General features: G+C 55.0%; 12 protein-coding genes. 6 read left to right on the top strand and 6 right to left on the bottom strand.

Annotated elements, in window-relative coordinates; all coding sequences use genetic code 11:
- Window positions 1–137: 137 nt before the first annotated feature.
- Together VI895_03230 and VI895_03225 are read right to left on the bottom strand one after the other, a co-directional pair.
- On the bottom strand, window positions 138–689 hold the full coding sequence (locus tag VI895_03230; protein HLG18816.1) for a hypothetical protein: 552 nt from the start codon (window positions 687–689) through the stop codon (window positions 138–140).
- A complete protein-coding gene (locus VI895_03225; GenBank protein HLG18815.1) occupies window positions 689–2,479 on the bottom strand; it encodes a cyclic nucleotide-binding domain-containing protein in 1,791 nt (596 codons plus the stop codon). Before VI895_03225 ends, VI895_03230 begins: the two co-directional genes overlap by 1 nt.
- Window positions 2,480–2,621: 142 nt before the next feature.
- On the opposite strand from VI895_03225, the gene VI895_03220 reads away from it, so the two are divergent.
- Window positions 2,622–4,301 carry a C45 family autoproteolytic acyltransferase/hydrolase gene (locus tag VI895_03220; protein HLG18814.1) on the top strand — a complete coding sequence of 560 codons (1,680 nt, stop codon included), beginning with the start codon at window positions 2,622–2,624 and terminating at the stop codon, window positions 4,299–4,301.
- Here the strand turns inward: VI895_03220 and VI895_03215 are convergent.
- Entirely contained in the window at window positions 4,270–5,979 is a 1,710-nt protein-coding gene (locus tag VI895_03215; protein ID HLG18813.1) for a DUF4388 domain-containing protein, read from the bottom strand. The genes VI895_03220 and VI895_03215 overlap by 32 nt on opposite strands.
- 123 nt (window positions 5,980–6,102) lie before the next feature.
- On the opposite strand from VI895_03215, the gene VI895_03210 reads away from it, so the two are divergent.
- The 4 genes from VI895_03210 to VI895_03195 are packed head-to-tail and all read left to right on the top strand — an operon-like array spanning window position 6,103 to window position 12,834.
- A complete protein-coding gene (locus tag VI895_03210; GenBank protein ID HLG18812.1) occupies window positions 6,103–9,684 on the top strand; it encodes a hypothetical protein in 3,582 nt (1,193 codons plus the stop codon).
- 49 nt (window positions 9,685–9,733) lie between these two features.
- The gene (mce, locus tag VI895_03205) at window positions 9,734–10,183 is read left to right on the top strand and encodes a methylmalonyl-CoA epimerase (protein ID HLG18811.1); all 450 of its coding nucleotides are present in this window, start codon (window positions 9,734–9,736) and stop codon (window positions 10,181–10,183) included.
- Window positions 10,180–10,938, top strand: coding sequence for a hypothetical protein (locus tag VI895_03200; GenBank protein ID HLG18810.1), 759 nt, complete (start codon window positions 10,180–10,182; stop codon window positions 10,936–10,938). Before mce ends, VI895_03200 begins: the two co-directional genes overlap by 4 nt.
- A gap of 18 nt (window positions 10,939–10,956) precedes the next feature.
- On the top strand, window positions 10,957–12,834 hold the full coding sequence (locus VI895_03195) for a tetratricopeptide repeat protein (GenBank protein ID HLG18809.1): 1,878 nt from the start codon (window positions 10,957–10,959) through the stop codon (window positions 12,832–12,834).
- A gap of 131 nt (window positions 12,835–12,965) precedes the next feature.
- On the opposite strand, the gene speB is transcribed toward VI895_03195, so the two are convergent.
- Window positions 12,966–13,844: an agmatinase gene (speB, locus tag VI895_03190; GenBank protein HLG18808.1), complete on the bottom strand. Its 879-nt coding sequence runs from the start codon at window positions 13,842–13,844 to the stop codon at window positions 12,966–12,968.
- 113 nt (window positions 13,845–13,957) lie between these two features.
- Here speB and speA point away from each other — a divergent pair, with 113 nt between their 5' ends.
- A complete protein-coding gene (gene speA / locus VI895_03185) occupies window positions 13,958–15,880 on the top strand; it encodes a biosynthetic arginine decarboxylase (protein ID HLG18807.1) in 1,923 nt (640 codons plus the stop codon).
- A gap of 21 nt (window positions 15,881–15,901) precedes the next feature.
- Here the strand turns inward: speA and VI895_03180 are convergent, their stop codons facing one another.
- Together VI895_03180 and VI895_03175 are read right to left on the bottom strand one after the other, a co-directional pair.
- Entirely contained in the window at window positions 15,902–17,257 is a 1,356-nt protein-coding gene (locus tag VI895_03180; GenBank protein ID HLG18806.1) for a pitrilysin family protein, read from the bottom strand.
- Window positions 17,258–17,325: 68 nt separating this feature from the next.
- Complete coding sequence (locus tag VI895_03175) at window positions 17,326–18,768, bottom strand: pitrilysin family protein (GenBank protein HLG18805.1); 1,443 nt, start codon at window positions 18,766–18,768, stop codon at window positions 17,326–17,328.
- Window positions 18,769–18,849: the final 81 nt, after the last annotated feature.

The raw sequence follows: 18,849 nt of genomic DNA, 5'->3' as shown, positions 1-18,849 counted from the left end.
AAAGGCTGTCAGCAAGGCCGCAGGGGCCAAATGCCCGGAAGCGTACTCTCTGCAGTACGTTGAGGACATTTGGTCCCGAGAACGCAGCTGGCAGCCTTTGTAGCCGGGCGGAGCAGAAGCTATTTATGAGACCGGTTCTAGGGACCCGGGGTCGGAGTCGGGGTTGGCGTGGGCGTAACGACGACCGCTTTGAATTCGCCCGTAAGCGTAGCTGCTTTCGGTGACGCAAGGCTGGTCGTTACGAGTCCGGCATCAAAAGTCGCGTTGACGTCTCCGCCTTCATTGGGGTCGTATGCCGTAAATATAATTGTACCGCTTGTACCGCGGTAACGATCGGAGCCGACATCCATGGTGAAGTTAATGTCGCCCGCACCGATCTGGAGTGTCGCCGACGGTGGGGTATTCGGATCCCCTTGAGGTTCAAGATCCACCGTGACGCCTCCAGAGATCGTGACCGTTAGGACGACACTTTCAGCGTGAGACGTCGTGCCCGCCATCGACATACGAATACCGCCGTCTGGGCGGGTCGTGGCCTCTTGACTCGACATCGATAGGGTGCCGGATTGTCCATCGATCGTCGCATTCCAATCCGCTACGTTCGCCGTGCCGTTGACATCGCCGTCATCGCTGCAACCGAATAGCGGTAGAAAACTGAGAGCGATGGCCGTGAGGACGTGATTCAATTTCATTAAAACCCTCCGGACATCATTCGCCATTGATAAATCTTCTCATTCATTTCGAGAAGTCTCTGGCTCAAGATCCGGCAGAGAATGGTTAAGAACTGATAGGCCGAATCCGTATCGATCGCCAGGATCTCACGAAGCGCGTCCCGCGTCACGACCAATACGGTCGTTCCCTGTTCCTGGGCTTTTGCGTCGGCCGAGCGGTGATGCTGTCCGACGAGAGCCATTTCGCCGAAAAAATCGCCTTTCTTGAGCAGTGCCAACGCTTCTTCCCCCACACCCGGAATCTGTTTGCTGATGAGGACGGAGCCGTCCAAAACGATGTAGAGCCGATCTCCGAGTTCCCCCTCGCGGAAGATCTTTTCTCCATGGTTGTACATCTCTTCATTGCTGAATCGCGCCAAGAGCCCGAGTTCCCGCGCCGTCAGGCCCTTGGTCTGAAGAACTTCCAACTTCTTGTCGATCTCCACGTGCGTGGGGCGGCCGGGGGATGAAACGGTCGCGGCCAAAATTTCCCGTTTCGCGTTTTCAGAGGAACCGGCGAAGAAACTGGTCATCCGGTCATTGGCTTCCCGTATTTGAAAGCTGAGCGACTTCCAGAAATACCAGAGAAAATGGATGGCGATGGCCTTTTCCCGGACGAAGATGGTCGCGAGCCCTGCTTTATCAATGAACAGAACATCTGTTTCGTGCACGGCCAATGCGCAGGTAAATCGTTTCCGCCCGCTCAAAAGATTATCGTCACCGAAGAACTCACCTTTCTCAAACGTGGCGTAAATAATCGGACCGAAGGGGGTACTCTTTTGAATTTCCACCTTTCCCCGATTAATGAGGTACAGGCCATAGATCGGTTCCGATTCTTGGAAGATAAAGTCTCCTTGGAGGAAACGCATATCCGAGGTAAAGCGCGCAACTTTGAACACCGCTTCGTCGTCCATATTCCGGAAAATAAGGTGGCGTTTAAGCCGAGCCACCATTTCCAGCGTCCGCTTTCGTTCGTCGGCCTCTTTCGCGGCATCCATCACCTGCGATGAGGCGGGGATCGACGGGTTTTCCGTCGGAGTTTCTCTTTGCGGCGAAGAAACGGAAGCGGACTTTCGTAGCTCCTGTTCGAACTCTTCGTAACGAGCGTTTATCCGGTTTCGGCGATCTCGAATCAGATCGTTTCGCATTTTGGCGGAAAATCCGGAGATTTTGTCGGCGCATTCTCTGATTTTGGTGCGGTACGGGCTGCGCGAGGCCGGCTTTGAAATCTCTCCGGATAGAATCAAAGCGTCGACATACATCGTCAGGGCGTCGCGGTAGTCACGGTTTTGGAACCGGACGGCGCCCAAAAGGCTACAAACCTCCTCATTGAACGGATTAAATCTTCGTGCCTGCTCGAGTTCGGCGATGGCGCGCTCGAATTCACCGGAGTCTAGATAGAGCCGGCCGAGATTCAAAAAAGGCAGATAGAAACTCGGATTGCTGGCCTTGGACAGCTCAAAAATCTCACGCGCCTCATCGCGCCTCCCGTTCTTAAGAAAGATTTCTCCCAGGCCTTGATAACGGTTGGCCCACAAATCCGTCGTGGGCTGTTCGATCTTTGGCGCCGGAAGAAAATCCTTGGGAGACTCTAAGGAATGATGCTGAAGACTCCGCACACGCCCCAGGTTGATCTTAAGTGCGAGGTTGCCGGGGTATAGACGGCAGGCGCTTTCATAGATTTGCACGGCCTTTTCATAAAGCCCGTGTTCGGCCAGTGTGTTGGCGAGAAGGCATAAATCTTCAATTCCGACAGGTGCGCCTGGGTTCATTGGATTCAGCTCGGTTTCGGGCACGGGAGAAGGAGAGACCTAGCCGTCTCATTTGCCATTGTAAAGCCATTGTCGATTTGAATTCACTCACGCGCCGCATTAACCTTGTCATGGAGGTCGCGCGAAGTTCTAATGATTCGGAATGTCGGAGGCGAAAAGCAACGCTTTGGGTCAAGACGCACCTCGGCCGCACACGCTTCAACTTTCCGGCGGACCGTTCCAGATGGGAAGAGCTCATGGCCGGCTGGCCAGGGAGGCCGATGCCCTGGAGGCCGTTGAATTTTTCGGCCGATTTCTGGATTCCGTCTTTTCCTTTCAGATTCGGGGTTCGTTGGAACGGACTTTTCGTCAGCGGATTCGCAAGCTCGTGGATCGCCTCGTGGAGCAGAAGATCATCGAACAGATCCCTGCGCACTATCGGGCGGCGGCGGAAGGTTTCGCGGAAGGGAGCGGATTACCTCTCACGTTAATCCATCGGGCGATGGTTATGCCCGACGCCTATGCGTATCTCATTGGGAAACAACAATACTTTTTTCATGGCCCTACGCTGGATCATATTCACTTGGGGTGCACATCATTTGTCGTCGTCGGGCGAGAGGACGGTGAACCGCCGCTTCTGCACGCGCGAAACCTCGATTTTCCTGGAGGGAGGCGATGGACGCGGCACCCGGCGGTGATCGAGTACGCTCCCCCGGACGGCCAAAGATACGCCTCCGTCACCGCGCTCGGGATCGACACCGCCGGAATAACGGCCATGAACGAAGCCGGCCTGACCCTCTCGCTCCATATGAATTACTCCACGCGGGTTTCGCTGCAGGCGACTCCGATCGTCATCCTGGGCCAGGAAGTGATTCGACACGCGCGCACGTTGGATGACGCGGTTCGTATTCTGAGCGGATTTCGCGCCGGTGCCGGCTGGTCGTTTGTGTTGGGGTCGCTGCGAGAGAGGAACGCCATCGTCGTGGAGATGAATGCCGATGGAATCGAGATTCGTGGGCTTGAAAACCGCTCCGTCATTTGCGCGAACCATTATTCGGGCGTGGGCGGAAAGCAATCGGAATACTGGATCAGCCACGGAAGGTCGATCGATTCCAAGGCAAGGTATTTTCGCGCCAAGAAGCTAGTCGATGAATCGACTGTCGTATTAACTCCCCTCAAATGTGCGCAGTTCTTGGCCGACAGTTGGGATCCGATCTTAGGCAACGAAAGGGCGTACGGTTCCACCGTTTGCCAAGTTCATACGATTTCGAGCGTCGTGTTCGAGCCTGCGAGGCGGAGATTGTTCAGCGCGATAGGTCATGCTCCGGTTTCGAAAAGGCGCTATTCGGCGTTCGATCTTTTTCCCGGTCCGACCGGTCAAGAGAACGGCTCTTTCGAACCTCATGAATTCGAACGTCGTGATATCGCTCGAGAGGAATACGCCCAAGCTCACGATGCGTATTTTCCTAATAATGACTTGGTGGAGGCGGTATCCCATCTGGAAAGGGCGTGCAGCATCTCGCCCCAGGAAGGTCTCTATTGGTCCGTGTTGGGTCTCTTTCATATGAAAAGAGGTCATTTATCGGAAGCGGAGCAGGCGCTCCGGAGGGCGATCGAGACGCCCGACAGTCGATTTCGGACGGCGCAATACCGTCTGTTTTTGGCCCGAGTTCTGGATCTGGCCGGACGGCGGAAGGAAGCGCTCGAAGAGTATGAGAAGATCAAGACAAACCCGGACATTGGGCCCAGCGCTCGGCGGGGTTTGCGCAAACCCTGGAACTGGAAGAGAGCTCAACGATTGGTCATCGACACTACGTTGGGCGACGCCATCGAGCCACCTTAGTGCTCAGTCGTTCAATGAATCCCAAGGGAAGTTCGGACCATCGAGGGGATTTCGCGGTTTCGCGAAAAACGAAGCCGGCCACGTGTCCTCCCGAAACTTGGTCCATGGCTTTTTTGAGGGATTTGCGACTCGTGCGGGCCCTGGAAAGCATGAAAATGGTCTTGCCGGCGGCTTGAAAGATCGGGGAGCCTCTCTTGGGACGCGGGGCGATCCATACGATTCGATCATACGTGGAGAGGATTTCAGAAGAGAAACGGCGAAAGCGTTCGATTCCGTCGACGCTTCTCCAGGAGCGATCCTCGTGAGCCAGAACCAAAAGATCCGGATCGACCCCTCCGCTGGTTACCAAAAGTTTTTTCCAGATGGTCGGTTCGTTCCATGTTGAAGGATTCGCGTCTTCGGATGTTCGGCCACCGACCTGAATGACAATGGTCCGGATCCCCCGGCTGTGCCAGCTCCCCACGGACTGGACGATTTCAGGCAGGCTCTTCCCTGTGGGAGGGAGTTCGAGCAGTAAAAGAGAATTGTTGGGAGGAGGACCGAAAAGCGGATCCAACGACGCCGCCAGCGACGTCGCGGAAGGGGCGGCCGACGATGGCGCATCGTCAGGCTGCGCGTCGATTTCCCGTTCCGTGGTCTCTTCCAGTTCTTTCGCTGCGAGAGGAAGTTTTGCGGTCGGCCGAGGCGATGCTGTGGGGGCTTCCTTGCTTCCGCTCGAAGGAATCAATTGATAGCTTCCGGACCACCAGGAGAACGATTCCAGAATTCGCTCCGTATGCAAGGTGGTCAGGGCCCCCGATAGCTGGACCTCGGTCAAGAGATTTTCTTCGCGAATGACGTCGCGTAAACGGCTGTTTCGCGATCGAGCTGTGGATTCCAATCGGGAAACGACATCTCCTTGGAGATACTTCCAACGCTCGAGTATGACGCCCAGCGTTTCTCCCGGATCGGAGGAGGCAGCCGACGTGATCGTTCCAAAATTCCACCGGAAGGTCTTCTGTCTTTGTCCCCGTGTGAGGATCAACCGGCCCGAATAATGTTTAGTGGTGAGGGCGTGAAAGAGGGAAAGAGTTCCATGGGAACGAAGGTCTCCCTGGAACTCCGGAACGTATTGCCTTTGGTCGAGCCATGGCTTCCCCCGCCCGAGGAAGTCTTCGATCTGTTTGAATAAATCCGGGAGAGAAGTGGAAACCCGATGTTTGCGAATCGAGGAGGGCTCATTCGAGCGGACTTTCGTTTGGACCGAATAGCGGCCTTGAAACCACCCGAAAAGATTGAGACAGCGTTCCCATAAAAGCAGCTGGAGGGCACGGTCCACTTCCTCGGCCGGTAGCAATCCATGCGATACAATCCATTCGAGATGAGCCTTATCGATGTCGACGGCCGAAGCGGAGGCGATTTCCGCCTGTAAATCCGTGACTTCTGAGGTGGACAGAAATCCCCGGGAGAAGAACGAATCGATCCCTTCCGGGACGAGATTGGATTTCGAGTCGACCACTGTCCCGGCTTCGACATAGAGAATCTTTTTTCGCTGTTCCCGTTCAAAGACGAGTTTTCCGTTGAAAGAATGCTGCATCGCCCAAAGGAGAATGGTGTAACCGGGGCTCGTCGTCAGGTCGCCTTGCGGAGGTAAGTCCTCGGAAAGGTTCAAGTGGAACGTCGGAATCTCTGGGCTCATTGACACTGGCAAAGTGCTTCTTTAATATAACGTAATCAAGAGCTTATCATCGCAAGCCGTCTACAATAAAAGTTACTTTACCGTGAAAGATCTCGGGTGACACGATCCATGAGGGAGACATCTATGCCTCGAAAGACGCTATCTGACTCCGGAATCATCGCCGCTTTCTGCATGGCGCTCTTTAGTGCGTGCGGAGGATCGGGCGTCGGAGGCCCGAACCCCGATAATCCGACACCCACGCCCACGGCCACGCCGGTTCCTCCGGGTGGAAGCGGAACCGAGGTGATCGGTCAGCCCGGGCTTTGTACCGCAGGGGATGTCGCTCGCGTGGATATCGGCGTGGATGGCACCGCACGTTTTCCATTGGTCAATTCGGACGTCACCTGTTCGCCGGCCAAGGATAATCGGAAGGAAGAATATACGCTGATCCTTTACAACACGACGGCGAGCTCAATGTCGTTTCGGATCGATTCGCCGATCAATGAAACACCGCCGGTCACGTCAGCGCTTCGTACAACGACACAAAGGTCGGAATTATCGGCCGTGAAGCCACCCACGATTTCGGCATCCACGTACCGATTTGGAGATCCGGGCGAGATGAGTGAGAAGGCTCAAGACCTGGCACTCTATGCCCGCCTCAACAAGGAACCGTTAACGTACACGCGGAGTCTAAGTCGGACTCTGGTTTCGAACCGCGCCATTTCCGTCAATGGTGAGGCTGAATTTCGGGTTCGTTGTAATCCGGATGATGTTGACGTTTTTTGCACGACATCAGGCATCTTGCGGGCGCAAGGGGATCACATCAATATCTTTTTGGATCGCGACCATCCTTTTCAAGTGGCAGCCGATGCGGCTGCTTCCGATCTCGTTCATGCGTCGTTCCCGGACACGTTGACGTCCTATGATCTGGATCGCGTGGTCCAGATTTTTGACCGGAATATTCACCCCTTGGAAACGTCGCTCATGGGGGCCGAATCGGATGTGGACGGGGACAGCCGAGTCAACGTTCTCATCACGCCCATTATCAACCGGCACCTTCGGAAAACCGCCACGATCGGGACAAGTGGTTACACGGATGCTCGGAATCTTCTTCCGTTCGATCCGATTTCCAACGCAGGATCGAACGAAAGCGAAGTCATTTTCGTCTTTGCCCCGGATTCTCTCGGAAACTACAGCCGAAGTTTCGGAGGTTCCGTCGGCACGGCCGAAGATGCCGCCACATACGTGGATAAGAGTTTCAATGCTTGGATCGCGTTCGGACTCAATCAAATCATCAGTTTTAACCAGCATGTCTTGATCAGCGGGGGGAGCGCCGAGGACGGTTGGATTCGAGACGGAATCGGTACGGTCATGGCCGATTTATGCGGATTCAACATTTGGCGTAGCTCCGTATTGACGCTCTTTCTATCCCAGCCGCAGCTCTTCGATCTCCGTACGGCGGGCGATTTGTTCAACGCGAATCTCATACCCGCCAGCTTCATGTTCATGACGTACTATTTGCAGTCGCAGGTCGACTCGACGGTTTCGGACGCAAACGGCGACGGCTTTGATGACGATTTGAACAACGTACTTGCGAGCCTTACGACCGCCGGAATCACGAGTTTGGAAAACCTGGAACAGGCGGCCGACTATGCGTTTGATGTGAGTTCGGAGACGGAGTTTCAGTCCATTTTCAAAGATTGGACGATCGCTTTGGTCACAAGCGGAACAGGTCGGCAGGATCTTCAACAGCCCGGCGTGACGGCGCTCAAATATTATTTCGATCTCAATCCGTCTGTCTTTGGAACCGGCATCGCAAATTTGGGGGGCTCGGTACGGGCCGGGGCGGACGGCGGCACGTATGACACGAACGGTGCTCAAAACGCGGTCGGTATCGACCTAAACTTATTCCACAGCGAGGAGTTCGCTCTGATAGAAAATGCCGACGAGCATGTTTATGCGCCCGGAAATGAGCTCTTCGGGTTTATCGATCCATTCGCCGCCATGTACGTTCGGCTTGGGGGTCTGTTTCAGGATACGCAAACCATTTCCATCAAGGGTTCGTCCAGCCAGCTGAAAGGATTTCTGGTCCGCCGTTCGGACATTTCCTTTCCCCATGTCTATTCGGAAAGTCTATTCGGCCCGATCGATCAGCATTCCGAGGATCTGGACACGGCCGGGCCGAATCCCTATTGGACGGGGCAGGGATTCAGCAAGAAAGTGGACCTCTCTTCTTTGGTCGCAACAGGAAACCGCAGGGCGGATACGACCGCTTCGAATGACTTTTTGTCGATCATCGGAAGAATCGATTCACCTTCGACGATTCATGTCTGTAACGCTGATTCGGAGAAAGGTTGTTCGGTAACCGACGTCCAGGATTCGGACAAGTATATCTTTCAAGTGCCCAGTCTACCTGCAGAGGCCGGGTCTCTGGAGTTTGTTGTCCGCCGACAGTTCGATGATGAATCGGACACGTCCGCGCTAACGCCTCTATTGGCGATTGTTTCCTCGAAGGACGTGCCCTATCCTTACGTGCCTCATCCCATTCGCGGGTCCGTGGTTCAATCGTCCGATACTCGACAACAGTACCGTTGGCTAACGTCAAAGCTGATTTGCGGAGATGGGGAATCGACGTTCACGACCAACATAGCGACGCAATCGTGTACTCCTGCAATCGATGTGGATTCGTCAAGAATTATCTATGAGGGACTGCTCGAGAATACGGGGGTGATCCCCTTATCCGCGGGTACGTGGAGTGGCGATATTATGGGAGTGGACTGCGACCTGACACCGGACGATCCCAACATTACCGTGGCGGATTATATCCCGCCCAACGGGATTTCAACTACCGGCTATGGGACGTCTTTTTTGTTTGGAGTGACGAATATCGAAACCTCCCCTTCCAGTTTAGGAAGTTACCCTTGGTTAAATAGCTTTATGACGACGAGCTACGACGGTTCGGATTTCCCGGACGTCCTTTTTTCTCGCGAATTTATCGGTAATAGTCCGGCCTATCCATCGACGGACCCAAAGACGTTATACGATCCGCGAAGCATCAACGGTCTTTCGCTGAATTGCCACGCAGACACCGGAGTAGCCGGAGCCGATCCCGATCTGTTCCCCGAGTCGCCGGACAATTTCTTGGCGTCCGGTGAAATTGCGCAGCCGACCGGCCTCGCCAATCAGATTCTCACCGAAATGTCCCGGGGCCGGGCGAACGAAAGTACCGCGTGCCCAGCACCGTCCTGTTTGGAGACTCAATACCAGGACTTCGATATCTTCGCGATCGACGGCGACAGCCGCGACTCGGATACGGAATGCTCGTGGGTGGACAAAGGGAACAACATGAACACGCGAACGGTTCGGAGAGGCGAAGGTTCTTTCCTCGCGGCGAACGATCCGGCCGTGGAGTTGTCGTCCTATTTCGATCCTGGCGTTCTCTCCGGCGGACTTAGCGCTCTCGAGCCCCACATCCAGGCCAACCTGAACGTTTCGCAAATTCCAGGTGTCGACCAGCAGATTTATACGACAGACGGCTCTGTTACGATCAAGCTGACACCCGGGAAGAGCTATACGCTCATCGTGGCCGGCACGGGGAACAGTCTCGGAAGCTACGAGCTTCGTATCCGAAAAATCGACCCCGGGGTTGCGGCCGTGTCCAACCCATTTCTCGTTGGAACGACTGAAGATTGTGGTGAACTAGGGTTTGAATTTTCCAAGCCGTAGAAGATGGTCTTTTGGCGATGATTTACTCTCTTGATTTTGACATCCGCCCTTGATCCTCGGGCTTGACCATATCGGCGTGGCCGTCGAATCGCTCGAAAAGGGGCTCGAATCGTATTCTAAGAAGCTCGGCTTTCACCATCATCATACGGAAGAGGTACCTAATACGGAAGAGGTACCTACGGAAAATGTGCGCGTCGCACTGCTTTTCGGTGGACCCGATCGTGTGGAATTACTAGAGCCGACATCGGATCAATCGCCTATTGCCCTGTTCCTCAAGAAGCGGGGTCCGGGCGTGCATCATTTGGCCTTTCGCGTGGACGACATCGAGAAAGAGATCGCGCGCCTTCGGGGTGAGGGCGTTCAACTGATCGAACCTGCACCCCGGCCGGGGGCCGAGGGTGCCAAAGTCGCCTTCATTCATCCCAAATCGACGGGGGGCGTCTTAATCGAGCTCGTGGAGCGGGCCCGGCGCGGGCATTCGCAAAAGCCGGCCGAATGAAGCCGGGTTTCCAAATATCCCCATTATTTCTTCTACTCCTGGTTACCGCCTGTTCCAGTCCAGAGCCGGGGGATCCGGTTGCCATGCAGGGATTTCTCTTGCCCGCGAATCCGAACGACATCCCGAATCTCCCGGATACGGCGACGATAGTCGTCATGGGACGCACCGAAAGTGATTTTCCGTCCACGTTTGTCCCCCGAACAAGCTCGCAGAATGCTCCGGAATTTGATGTTCATAATCTTCCCTATCAAGAGACATTGGTTTTTCAGGTTTCAGGCGCCACTTTGGACGTTGTCGCCTCTTTCCCGTTGCTGGTGGACCCGAATTCCTTTCTTTCCCTAGGAGCATTTCCGGCAGGCAGCATTCAAGTGATTGTGGATGATGCGACCGGCGTCAGCGGCCGCTGTCGCCCTGCGGTTCTGGCGAGTCAAAAAGTCGATCTTCAGAATCAGTCCATCGTTATGGGAATCGTGGCTCCAGCCGGAACGGGAACCTGCAACATCCAGTCGGTGGAACTGGTGGACCGAGAAACGAAGCAGAGCGTCCTCTCTCCCGGAGTGAACGGGCCGTTTTATTTCGATTCCAACGGTTGCACGGTCAATAGCGGTCGTATGGCCGACACGGAGTGCAGCTATATTTTCTTCAATATCCCCCCCGGAATATACGATGTTCAGTATTTGGGCGCCGGCCAACCGATCGAACATGAAGTTGTGGCCATTGCGGGACAGGTCATGTTCGGCTACGACATCCCCTAATCGGCGAGATTCCCCGGAATGTTGATCTTTTGTCCCAGATGCCAGACGCACTTCGATATCGAAGTGTCGATGCTCCCCGCATCGAAAGTAAAGCTTCGATGCAGCAGTTGTGACGAGATTTTTCCGTTTGAGGTGGCGGCTGCACCCGACGAAATCATCGGGCAGGCTTTAGGCGATCACGAGGTTCCTTTTGGAGGCGGGCAGACCACGGAGGACGGAGTCCCAGCCGAGATCGAGCCTGAAATCATCCCGATCGATGAAGTGAGCAAAGAACGCCGGATCACCCAAAGAAGGCGAAGGCGACAAGATCGAAGAAGCTTCGGATTGCCGAGAGGGTATTGGGGCGTCGTCGCAATTGGGGCCTTGGTGCTCGGCGGAGCGGCTTATTGGGTCACCCGGGAAACGCCGGACTTTGATCGACTCAGAACCATGGAGCAGGCTGCGCTGCCTCGGGCTCTCAATACTCCAGGGCCGACGCCGATTCCCTTGACCGTGTTCGGGTCCAATGCGCCGGCTCCCACGTGGGTTGCACCGCCAGCCATTCCGACGGGCAGTTCGACGGCGCTTTCTGTCCTTGAAGCCTTCAAAAAAGTGGAAACGGAAGTGAGGCAGGTTGCCACGCCCTCCGTGCCGATTTCGGCGGTTCAACCCCAAGTCATAGCGCGTAAAGCCATATCGGCCGAAGACGTTTCTCGATTGGCGGCATTTCGTCAGGAGCTGGAGAAATTTCGGCCGTCTGTATTCGAGAAAATGCGCCCACAGCTCGTGGAGCTTTGGGAAAAAATAGGCGAACAGGAGGATTTGGCCCTTCTCTTGGCGGACGTACATTCCTATTTGGGAGGCCGGCAGAACAAGGAGAGCTGGATTCGGTACGGGTATGAAATGAGTTTTCGATGGTCGGAGAAGAATCCTCAGGACTCTCGGGGCGCGAGATCGCTGGCTCTCGCTTACAACTCCGCCCGACAGTTTGGAAAGGCCCTACCGCACGCCCAAGAGGCGGCGACTCTTCGGCCGAGGGACCCTGTAGCTTTCGCATGGTTGGGAATTGCTTTGACTCAAGGGAAGGCGGCCGAAGCGGGACTGATGTCGCTCGAAGGGTCCGTTCGACAGTTTCCGGCTTCATTTGTCGTGAAGGAAGCGCTGGCTCGCGCCTATATCGACCGAAAACAATACAAAAAAGCCGTGCCACTTCTCCGAAAACTATCGGAAGTAGAGCCGGACGATCTGGTCACAGCTGAAATGCTGGCTCGCGGTTTTGAAGGGGAAGGGATGTGGGCCGAGGTTTCGCTGATTTATGAACCGCTTGTAAAGCGTCTTCCGGACCGTTGGGAACCGCGATTCTCTCTCGGCAGGTCGTATCGCCTGACGAAGCGGTTTGATGAAGCGCGGGCCTTGTTGGATGGCATCTTGGGTCATCCAAACTTAATGCTGATGAATCGAGAACGGGCGATGATTCACCTGGAACGGGCCAAGATCGAATTCGATCAGGGGTACCCGAAGCCTGCTATTGAGGACCTCAAAAAGGCCCACGAATTTAACCCGTCGGACCTGCCGACTCTCCGATATCTTGGGAGCGCTCTGTTTCAGGCGGAACAGTACGCCGCGGCCGCGGTTGTGTACCGGAGGGCAATGGAGGCGCAACCCGGCGACTCGCTTCTGAAACGTCAGTTGGGAGCCGCGCTTCTGGAAAGCGGGAACGTCGCCGAAGCGGAAAAGACGCTTCAGTCGGTCCGGAGATCGGGGGAGGAAGATGCCTCGCTGTTCTATTACTTGGCGCGGGCTCGAGAAGCTCAAGGGGACCGATCGGGCGCGATAGCGTTTCTGGAATCGGCGCTTCGAATGGATCCGTCGTACAAAAACGCCAAAATCCGACTTGAAAAACTACAAGGTCGATAACGCATTTACAGAAAATTACAAATGTAGGGTTACGGGTGGCGAGGCGGGGGTCCCCATTGCGAGGACCGGAGCAATGGGGGTGCACGGCGAGACCGGAGCCCGTAACCCTACATCTATTCAGTAAACGTCCGTTATCGCAGGCAAATTGCGTAGCCGATAATCTTGTAGCAGAGCAGGGCGGCGGTGTAGTCGCAGTACGGGATGAGTCCCGGCGTGAATTCGTTTACGTCGGCGCCCACGATCTCGTGTTTCTCCGCGACCGCTCGGAAAAGATCGAGCGTTTCGTACCAACCCAGACCGCCGGGGACCGGCGTCCCCGTCGATCCCAAAACGGATGGGTCCAGACCATCCACGTCCACGGTAAGGTAGACTTTGGGGCTCTTGATGGCTTTCAAAACGTCGGGGATCCACTTCGGGTTCTTACGGATCTCGTGAGCATAAAAAAGGTGGCAAGCGGGCGGTTTACCGACCTTCGCTTCTTCACTGTCCAAGCTTCGGATCCCTATTGAAACAATGGGTACTCGTCCCAAAAGCCTACGCATAGCCGAGGCGTGGCTGTAAGGCGTTCCTTGGTATTCGTTTCGAAGATCGGCATGGGCGTCGATCTGTACGACGGTCAGCTCCTTGCCGTAGCGTTCGATATAGGGATCGATGAGGCCTACGGTAATCGTATGCTCTCCTCCCAAGCCGAGAACGAACTTTTTAGCGTCCAAAAGTGCCCGCGTTTTCGACCGAATTCGATCCAAAATCTCTTCCACCGGGCGGTTGTTCCAGGCAGGATCTCCGAACTCCCAATCGGTATAGATTCCCGCTTGGCAAGGCTCAAGGCCGAGTTCCGGGTCGTAGTATTCCACTTGGGAGCTGGCTTGGACGATCGCTTCGGGTCCACCGGCGGTGCCTCTGAGGTACGAAGTCGTCTTTTCGAGAGGAATCGGGAGGACGACGACTCGGGCCTCGTCGGCGCTGGCCAACTTCTTTTCGGGATCGAGGAATTGCAACCGTTGAGCCATGGGGCGCGCAGACTATTTCACCGGTTTGGGTGGTGTCAACCGGCGTCCGAGAGTGAAAAATCTTTCGCCGCAATGCATTTCTTATTGGAGTTTTTGAAAAAAAAATCCGTATAATGCGCCCGGCCCGGGGAGAACAGAGGATGGACGGATTCAATGTCGAAGATGCATTAAACCTTTACGGAGTTGATCTGTGGGGCGCGGGTTATTTCGGCGCCAGCGAAGAAGGTCGGTTGGAAGTTCTGCCGACGAAAAACGACGGACGCCGAATCGAAATTCTTAAAGTCGTCGAGGAATTAAGAAAGAGTCGGATCGGAACGCCGCTTCTGCTTCGTTTTCCGCAGATTCTCGAAAGCCAGGTGCAGGCGCTCACCGGCGCATTTCAAAAAGCCATCGTCGAATTTCAATACCAACAGGGTTACTACCCCGTCTTTCCGATCAAGGTGAACCAGCGTCGAACCGTGGTCGAGGGATTGTTGGAAGCCGGCTATAAACAGAATCTCGGGATCGAAGTCGGAAGCAAGCCGGAACTGATGGGCGCGCTGGCGCTTTCGGTGCCCGCGGAAGCCCTTACGGTCTGCAACGGATTCAAAGACCGGGATTACCTCATCACCGCCAGCATGGGCGTTCGGATGGGCCGGAAGGTCGTGGTCGTCATTGAAAAGCCGTTTGAGCTGGACGGAGTCCTTGAACTGGCCCAGGCGGGCGAAACGCTTCCATGGATCGGCTTCCGCGTAAAATTAAATGCGAAGGGGTCGGGGCTTTGGGAAAAGTCGGGCGGGGGAGCCAGCAAGTTCGGCCTTTCCACCAGCCAGCTGCTCGATTCCATCGAGATTCTCCGGCAGAAGAATTTGCTGGGTCAATTAAAGCTGTTTCATTTTCATATCGGTTCGCAGGTCACCGAGATCCGGAAAATCAAAGAAGCGATTAAGGAAGGCGCGCGGGTTTACGCCAAAGCGAGGAAGATGGGCGTCCCGATCGAATATCTCAACGTGGGCGGCGGACTCGGGATCGATTACGACGGCAGCAAGACGTCGTCGGACGCCAGCGTCAATTACACGATGGAAGAGTATGCAAACGACGTCGTCTACAACATCGCGGACGTTTGCGAGAACGAGCATGTTCCGCATCCGAAGATCGTCTCGGAAAGCGGCCGCGCGCTCGTCGCTTATCACGCCATGTTGGTCGTCGACGTTCGTGGCCATATCAACGGAGACGCGGAACGGAAAAATAAGCTTACGGGGCACGAACCCCGGGTCATCGAAGATCTTCTCTATATTCGGAAGAACATCAGCGTGAAGAATTATCGTGAGTTCTTCCACGACGCGATTGAACGGCGGGACGAAATGTATTCTTTGTTCAACTTAGGAATGCTGGAGTTGGAGGATCGCTCAAAAGGGGAGTGGCTTTACTGGGAGATCGCCCGTCAGGCGGTCAAATACAGCAAGACCGCGAAGTTTCAGGCCGACGAGTTCAACGAATTGCAGGATCGATTGTTTGAAAAATACATTTGTAACTTCTCCGTTTTTCAGTCGATTCCGGATCACTGGGCTTTGGATCAACTGTTCCCCGTCGTTCCGATCCATCGGCTCAATGAAAAGCCGACCAAGCTGGCGACGTTGGTGGACATCACCTGCGACTCGGACGGCGAGGTGGAGAAGTTTGTGGATCTGAAGGACATTAAAGGGGCGCTCGAAGTCCACGAGTTGCAGGCGAACGAGCCGTATTACTTGGCGTTCCTTCTGATCGGCGCTTATCAAGAGACGATGGGGGATCTCCATAATCTCTTCGGCGCGGTCAACGAAGCTCACGTCATTGTGGACGACGGCGGAAAAATGATCGTTCAGAATGCGAAGAAGGGGGAGACGGTTCGAAAGACGCTGGAGGCTTACGGGTATGAACCGGACAAACTTGTTAAATCCATCAAGACGACGCTTCAGGAACAAGTGACGCAAAACAAGATGGACAATGCCACGGCCTCCAAGCTTGCCGAAGAGTACAAACGCCGTTTCGAGGCGTATCCGTATCTCGGATCATAAAGAGCCCGCGTATATTCGTATTCACAGTCGATCGAAGGGGACGACCTCAACGCTCGCGGCTCCAACCGCCTTGCCGATTGTGTCCTTAAAGTCTTTGGCGGTGCACAGGACCACGATGTCCAAGTCCTTGGCGTTGAGATGCTTCTTCGCTACCGCGCGCGCCTGTTGGGGAGTTACCGCCATGATCTTGCTGATGTACGTCTCGAGGTAATCATCGGAATAGCCCACGAAACGCGCGACGATTCGTTCGTCGACGATTTTTTCGGGCGTATCAATCAAGAACGGGAACGAACGCACCAAATAGTTCTTGGCAAACGTCAGATCGTCATCCGAGAGACCTTTCTCCGCGGCATCGCCCAGCATTTGAAGGCTCAGTTCCAGAGCGGGAAGCGTGTCTTTCACCGCCGGATACGTGTGCAGAAAAAAAGCGCCGCCGTCTCTCCGGGCATCCAGTCTGCCGTAAGCCCCATAGGCCCATCCACGTTTGACGCGGATCTCCTGCAGGTACTTCGCCTGGAACATATGCCCGGCGAACGCGGTCGAGAATACCATCAGGGGGAAATAATCCGGATCCGTGGCTGAAATACCCGGGTGACCCAGAAAGAACTGCGTCTGCGTTCGCTCCGGCTTGTCGACCAGAATGACCTTTCGTCCATGAAGTTCTCGGTGGAACGCCACTTGATTCGGCGCATCTCTCCCCACCGGAAGGCTTGTGGCGAGCGCGCGCACGATAGCGTCAAAAGCCGGGCGATCGAGATCGCCTCCGGCGCCGATCATTATTCCACTCCGATGAATGTGGTCCCGAAAAGAACGGACCAGATCATCGCGGGTAATCGACTTCAGCGACGTTATGCTCCCCATCTGATCCCTGCCGTACGGGTGGCCGGCGAAGAGAGCTTCCATAAAATGGACCCGAGCCACGGAGGTGTCGTCTTCGAGGCGAATGTTCAACTCCGAGATCAGCTCGTCCCGGACCTTTAAGACTTCCTTTTCGGGGAAGATCGATGCGGTCAGAATATCCGTGATCAGCGCGAGCAGACGATCCAGGTTGCGCCGGAGGACCTGGCCACGGACCATGGTGGAGTGGTAGCCGGTGTCGACCTTCAGGTTGGCCCCCAAAAAATCGAGTTCGTTTTCGATCTCTTCTCTCGTCCGCGTCTTGGTTCCGCGCAGGAGCATGTCGCCGAAAAAATTAGCGAGGCCTCCCTTGTCCGATGGATTGGAATAAGAGCCGAACGAGAATGCAATGTTGATCGACACCAACGGGGTGTCATGCTTTTCCGCCAAGATTGTGTCGACACCCTCCACGCGTACCCACGAGGGCATTTGTTGAATGACGTCGGATCTGTTCTTGGATGCAGCGATTGCCGTACTCATGATTCTGCTCCCCTCGGTGGATAGAAATAGTGCGAACGAAACCAGGATCGAAGCCGGGATCTGTGTCCTCATGTTTTTGGATTCGCCTTCGGTTTGGTCTTTGGATTTGTCTTCGTATTCTTTTGAGGTTTGGCCGTGACGACCGTTCGGTTTTCGGGGTGAAAATAAACCCGCGCGACCCGTTTGACATCCGCCGGCTTGACGCGGCGATACGCGGCGACTTCGTCAAAGAGCCTCCGGTAGTCCCCCGCCACGACTTCATAGAACCCGAGCGCCTGTGCCTTGGTGTCGGCCGTTCTCAGGTTTTGCCAGAAGGAAGTCTCGAGGCGATTGACCGCTTTATCGAGCTCTTTCTGGGGAACTTCTTCAGCTGCGAGACGTTTCAACTCGGCGTAGACCACCTTTTCCGCCTCTGCCGCGGTTCGCTTTGGCTGCATCGTGACGTCGATGACGTAGAGACCGGGGTCCTTCACCTGATTCACCCATCCTCCCGCCCCGCCGGCGATCTGAGTATCACTCACGAGTTTTCGGAAGAGCCGGGAACTGCGGCCGTTGAACAGAATGGCCTGGGCGACTTCCAAGACCGGATAATCCGGATGGAGGGCGTTTGGGGTATGGAACGCGATCAACAATTTGTCCGCCGGGACCGGTTTTTCAAGGGCCAATCTCTTTTCTTTTGTTTGCGGCGGTTCGACCGGAAGATTTTCCGGGGGAATCGTGGAGGGTGGAATCGGTCCGTAATGTTCGTTGATTAGTTTGAGCGCCTTCTGGGTATCCACGTCCCCCACGACGACGACGGTGGCATTGTTGGGGGAATAATATGTCTTATGAAACTCCAGGCAATCCTTCGTCGAAATGGCTTCGATGTCCTTCATCCAACCGATGACCGGCCAGGAATACGGATGCTTCGTGTATGCGAGCTTGTAAAGTTCCTCGTACATCGCGCCGGAAGGGGAGTTGTCGGTGCGGAAACGGCGTTCATTGGCGACCACTTCCCGTTCGGAATTGACCTGATGATCGTTGAGAATCATGTTCTGCATCCGTTCGGCTTCTAATTTGGGAATCAGGTCGAAGGCATGTCTTGGCAGGCTCTCCCGGTAAAACGTCCAGTCCACGTACGTGGCCGCGTTCACCTTTCCTCCCTGCTCCTCGAGGATTCTGTCGAATTCGCCCTCCTTAATATTTTTCGTCTCTTTGAACATCAGATGCTCAAAGAGATGGGCGATCCCCGTGATTCCTTCCCGTTCATTCCGAGAGCCGACGTTAAACCAGGTGTGGTAAGCAAACACCGGCGCGGACGGGTCCTCCACCACGATGACCTTCAAACCATTTGAAAGCCGGTATTTTTCGACGTTCATGCCGTTTCCGAAGGGCACGTTGTTGACGGCAAAGATCTGAGACTTTTCTCCCGATGCTGATTCCACGGTTTTGGCCCTCCAACGGTCCGGCGCGCAACCTCCCAAAGAAAGCGCCAGTGCGATAAAAAATGTGAGACGTACCTGCGGGGTCATAAAGGAAGGTGACTCTAACAAGAGCGGACTAACGACTCAAGTTTGGGACGGCCAAAAAAGAGGTTCGCATCACGTCGAATG

The sequence above is a fragment of the Bdellovibrionota bacterium genome, from assembly GCA_035292885.1.
GTDB lineage: Bacteria > Bdellovibrionota_G > JALEGL01 > JALEGL01 > DATDPG01 > DATDPG01.
The sequence above is the reverse complement of the archived record's forward strand: the minus strand, read 5'-3'. Positions and strand labels throughout refer to the sequence as shown.